Source organism: Clostridium sp. (genome assembly GCF_040797585.1).
Classification (GTDB): Bacteria; Bacillota; Clostridia; order Clostridiales; family Clostridiaceae; genus Clostridium_Z.
In genome coordinates, this window is sequence record NZ_JBFNEO010000211.1 from 1 (window position 1) to 4858 (window position 4858).

5 protein-coding genes are annotated in these 4858 nt (G+C 28.9%); 1 reads left to right on the forward strand and 4 read right to left on the reverse strand.

The genetic code is table 11. The annotated features are described in order from the left end of the window. The first annotated feature begins 220 nt into the window (after positions 1-220). A complete protein-coding gene (locus AB2369_RS11430; RefSeq protein ID WP_367666611.1) occupies positions 221-463 on the forward strand; it encodes a DUF2164 family protein in 243 nt (80 codons plus the stop codon). Positions 464-564: 101 nt separating this feature from the next. On the opposite strand, the gene AB2369_RS11435 is transcribed toward AB2369_RS11430, so the two are convergent. From AB2369_RS11435 to AB2369_RS11450, 4 genes are all read right to left on the reverse strand, one after another. After that, on the reverse strand, positions 565-1686 hold the full coding sequence (locus AB2369_RS11435; protein ID WP_367666607.1) for a glycosyltransferase family 4 protein: 1122 nt from the start codon (positions 1684-1686) through the stop codon (positions 565-567). 9 nt (positions 1687-1695) lie between these two features. Further along, positions 1696-2451 carry a WecB/TagA/CpsF family glycosyltransferase gene (locus tag AB2369_RS11440; RefSeq protein ID WP_367666608.1) on the reverse strand — a complete coding sequence of 252 codons (756 nt, stop codon included), beginning with the start codon at positions 2449-2451 and terminating at the stop codon, positions 1696-1698. 9 nt (positions 2452-2460) lie between these two features. Next, complete coding sequence (locus tag AB2369_RS11445) at positions 2461-3498, reverse strand: mannose-1-phosphate guanylyltransferase (protein ID WP_367666609.1); 1038 nt, start codon at positions 3496-3498, stop codon at positions 2461-2463. A gap of 102 nt (positions 3499-3600) precedes the next feature. After that, positions 3601-4858, reverse strand: a 1258-nt coding sequence (locus AB2369_RS11450; protein ID WP_367666610.1) for a tetratricopeptide repeat protein, incomplete at its 5' end; no start/stop codon positions are given.

Below are 4858 nucleotides of genomic sequence, written 5' to 3' on the forward strand. Positions count from 1 at the left end.
ATAAAATTATAGGATATTTCATTGAAAGAATATTTTATAAATTACTTAAAATCTACAATTTTTAATAACTTAAGTCCATGTATCAGTTAAAATTACCTATACTATTAGAATTGTAACTTTTATAAACTACTTAAAGTCTATTATTTTCAAAAGTTTAATTAATTGCATGTATAAACTAATATACATGGTTAAGAATCTATAAATTCAATTTTAGGAGGAGATTATATTGAATAATTCTATTAAAATTACTAAAGAAAAAAGACTGGAAATGATTAATTCAATTAAAGAATACTTTTTAAATAATGAGAATGAAGAATTGGGAGACTTAAGGGCATCTTTAATTTTAAACTTTTTCCTTGAAGAACTTGCACCAGAGATATATAATGAAGGAATTTCTATGTGTTATTCTCACCTTACTTCTTCCCTAGAAGATCTTTTTGCTCTTCAAATAAGAAAAAGGTAACCTAATTATAAAAAGGTCTTTTATTAAGATGTTTTAATCTAGAAATCTTTTTATAAGTACATATATTATTTATAACAAAAGCTACCAATTAATTTGGTAGCTTAAAATAATTTTTCTATTTCTCTATGGAGATTATCTACTATAATATCCCAATTAAATTTACTCTTGCATATGTGATAAGTCTTATTACTTAGCTCCAAAATATCATCCTTATCCATAAATCTCTCTAAAGATAGAGCAAGTCCCTCTACATCATCAATATCCACCAGTGCCCCATTATTATCTACTACAAGCTCTTTAGCAATTCCTACATCTGTTGACACAATAACATTTCCAAAGGCTGCTGCTTCTATAAAAGCTATTCCAAAACTCTCACAATTAGAAGTTAAGGTAAATATCTTTGACTTCCTATACTCTTCATAAAGTTTTTTTCTATCTTCAATATTACCTTGAAAAATTACAATATCTCTAAGTTTTGGATGTTTTTCAAAGTATTTTTCTATATATTGGAGGAAACTATTTTCTATGGGTCCTATAAGTTTTAATTTCCATCCTTTATTTTCAATACCAGGAATTTTACTAAAAGCTTCTAAAAGGACTTCTGTTCGTTTTTCTTCAGCGCCTATTCTAGCCACATTTACAATTATATTCTCTTTTTCATAAAAGTTATAATCTAGTCCCATATCCTCTATTGCCTTAAAATCTACTCCATTAGGGACATTAATCATCTTATGTGATACCTTAGGAAGCATATCTTTAAGTTCTTTATATAACATTTCTTGTTCAGCACTGATTAAATCTACTTTATTAAAAAAATAATCCGTTAACTTCCTTCCTAAATCCCCTTGAGATTTTATTCTATCTGGAAGTTTATGACTACAATCTAACTTTAAATATATTTTACCTTTTTTGTTTACCATCTTATAGACAATAGCATAAAAAACAGAACTTAAAGTTACATGGAATAGATGTAGGCAATCAATATTTTTACCATTCTTAAATATATGTAGTGCTCCGTCTAAAGAATAGCTATGGAATAACTTCTTAACAAAATTAATCTTAAGTCCTTTAACTTCTTTATTAGCATAAGGATACTCTCCATTTTTATAAGTAGCAACATAAGAATCGTAATTATAATTTTTATAGAGCTTATACGGAATCATACCCATATCTTTTACTAAGTTTACATTCTCAGTTTTTAAATATTCCATGCAATATCTCATAACTTTCTCCTACTTCATGTGTTTTTTGTACTTAAATATAAGCTTAACTATTTTAAAATCATCTATAAATACTCGTTTAAACATTCTCCTAGGTTCCTTGAAAAATCTATAGAATCCCTCAAGACCTGATTTTTGCATCCATCTTGGAGCTCTTTTAATATTTCCAGCTTCAAAATCTATGGATGCTCCTATACCAAGGGATACAGGAACCTTAAGTTCATCCTTATATCTAAATATAAACTTTTCTTGCTTAGGAGCTCCCAGTCCTACAAATAATATATGAGGCTTTGCTTCATTTACTATATCTAACACCTTTTGTATTTCCCTCGGATTTTTTTCAAAACCATAAGGTGGTGAATATGTTCCTACCACTTGCAGATTACTATATTTATTTTTAAGTTTTTCAGCTGCTAAGGTTGCAACTCCTTCTGCTGCCCCTAAAAGAAAAACCTTATATCCCTTATTCGCTGCTCTCTCGCACATTAATGGAAATAAATCAGAACCTGATACCTTCTCTTTTATAGGCTTTTTAAACCAATTAGAAATCCAAATAAGTGGCATTCCATCTGTTAATATTAGATCTGCATTATCATATACTTGTCTAAACTCTAAATCCTCTTCAAGACTTACTAAGTGAGCCACATTAGGTGTTACCACATAATGATAACCGTCTGTGGTTGCAAGTTCTTCCACCCTATCTATTGCCTCTTTCATATCTACATTATCTACATATATATTTAAAAGTTGTACTCTATCTTTCTTCATAGTATCCTCCTAGATTTTATCCCTATAAGAAGAAACCTTATCAATATTCTCCATTTTAGTTATCATTATAGTATCATCACTTTCCACCACAATTAAATCCTCAACATCTGCTAAGATTATTTTTTTATTGCTTGATACTACCATGTTATTCTTTGAATTTATAAGCTTTACTTTACCCATTTTAATATTTTCTTTAAAATCTTTTATATTATATCTACTTATAGCCTTCCAGCTTCCTACATCGTCCCATCCTAAACTTCCTTCTATAACATATATACTTTCAACCTTCTCCATAATAGCATAGTCTACTGATATATTCTCAACTTTACTATAAGCTTCTTTTAGTTTTTCATAAAAATCTTTTCCTTTATATTTATAAACATCCTCTAAAAGATTATATGTATTATTTAAATATTTCTTCATAAGCTCTAATATATAGCTACTACTCCATAAGAATATCCCACTATTCCAAAGAAAATTTCCTTCTCTTAAATACTCCATAGCTTTTTCTATATTAGGCTTCTCTACAAATCTATTAACTGTTTTTAACCCACCATTTAAAGAATCCTCATTATACTCTATATATCCATATGCAGTTTCAGGTCTTGTAGGTTTAACCCCTATGGTTACTATGGATGAAATATGATTATCAATAAACCCATAAGCCTCTCTTATTATTGAAACAAACCTTTCCTCATCACGAACTAAATGATCTGCTGGTAAAACCACCATAGTACTATTTTTAAATCTACTATTTATCTCAAAAGCTGATAAGGCTATACATGGGGCTGTGTTTCTTCCCATAGGCTCAATTATTATATTTTCTTCTTTTATATAAGGTAACTGTTCTTTTATATACTTTATATAATCCTCACAGGTTACTATAAAAATTCTATCATAGGGTACTACTCTACTTATTCTATCCACTGTCATCTGAATCATAGTTTTCTCTGAAAGAAGGCTTAAAAACTGCTTTGGCTTATCTTCAGTTGATAATGGCCAAAACCTAGTTCCTTTTCCTCCTGCCATTATTAATGCACATAACATAAATTACTCTCCTTCAATACCTTGGTATTTCATATTTTCCTATGTTAAATGGATTATATCATACCATCAAAAAACATTGCAATGTTTAGTATTATTACTCCTTTATTTCTTTAAGGTAGCTTTAATATCTTTTACCACTTCATCCTCTGGATTTATCTTTTCTGCTATATTTAAATGAAGCTCCGCCTCTTTATATTTTCCAAGCTTTATGTAACACATAGCTATGTTAGTACATATTTCTATACTCTTAGTAACTTCAAATACCTTTTTAAAATACTCTATAGCAGTTTCATAATCTCCAAGACAAGCATAGTTAAGTCCAAGCTCATTTAAAGGTTCTGCAAAAGCACTATCAATCCTTAATGCATCATTTAAATAATATATTGCCTTCTCATTGAGCCCAAGAACTCTGTATGAAACAGCTAAATGATAATATAAAAGAGAATTATCCTCAAATTCTTCCACTAAAGGAGATAATAATTGTATGGCTTTTTTAGGATCATCATATACAAGGGCTTTTCCATTTTCGTAATTCACTGCACTCTCAAGCCACTGTCTAAACTCTAATATTTCTCTTGTTTTCTCTCCACCCTTATTTAAATACTCATCTAAATTAATTAATGAAAGCTCGTATTCTTCTTTATCTCTAAGGATAAGAGATTTGTAAAAATACCCCTCTTTATCATTATGATAAACTAAATATTCTTCTACTATGTCCTCTTCTATTTCTGTAAAACTATTATTTTTTTCTCTTATAGCTTCACATATAATTAAGGCCTTCTCAAAAATCTCTTTATCCTTTTCAAACCTTAATAATCCATTCACTAATATAAAAGCTTTTTCTAGATCCCCATCTTTAACACTATTTGCTATAATTCCTTTAATAAAATCCTTACTTGAAGTTAAGGATTTTATAATTTCAATGTATACTTTATTATACTTAAATCCCTCATCTGCTCCTAAAGAAAAAAACATCCCTTCTAGAAATACAGTAATTGGTAGGTTATTTATAGCCTCTTCATTTGCTATATTATTGGATAAATATTTAGTATCTACAGGTACATATACCTCTTCTATATCCTTATACTTCTTAATATCTATTTTAAATGTATCCTTAAGCGTACTTTCTTTAAATTGAAGAAAAAGCATGCCTGAAAGCCTTTCTCTAAGTTTTTCTCTATAATTCATAAATTCAATCCTTTCTATATCTACAGATATACCATTCTCAAAATACCTCTTTGAATAACCTATACCTTGAAGTTTAATTCTATGTGATATGTAATACATATATAGCGGAGTACCATCTTCATGCGTCTTCTTTGGATTTGCGAGAATTCGGAGGAACTTGAGGGTGAGTGTT

Excerpts from the sequence above, each read along its gene's own strand:
- AB2369_RS11435 (WP_367666607.1), bottom strand. The coding sequence starts at position 1,686 with ATGAGATATTGCATGGAATATTTAAAAACTGAGAATGTAAACTTAGTA.
- AB2369_RS11440 (WP_367666608.1), bottom strand. The coding sequence starts at position 2,451 with ATGAAGAAAGATAGAGTACAACTTTTAAATATATATGTAGATAATGTA.
- AB2369_RS11445 (WP_367666609.1), bottom strand. The coding sequence starts at position 3,498 with ATGTTATGTGCATTAATAATGGCAGGAGGAAAAGGAACTAGGTTTTGG.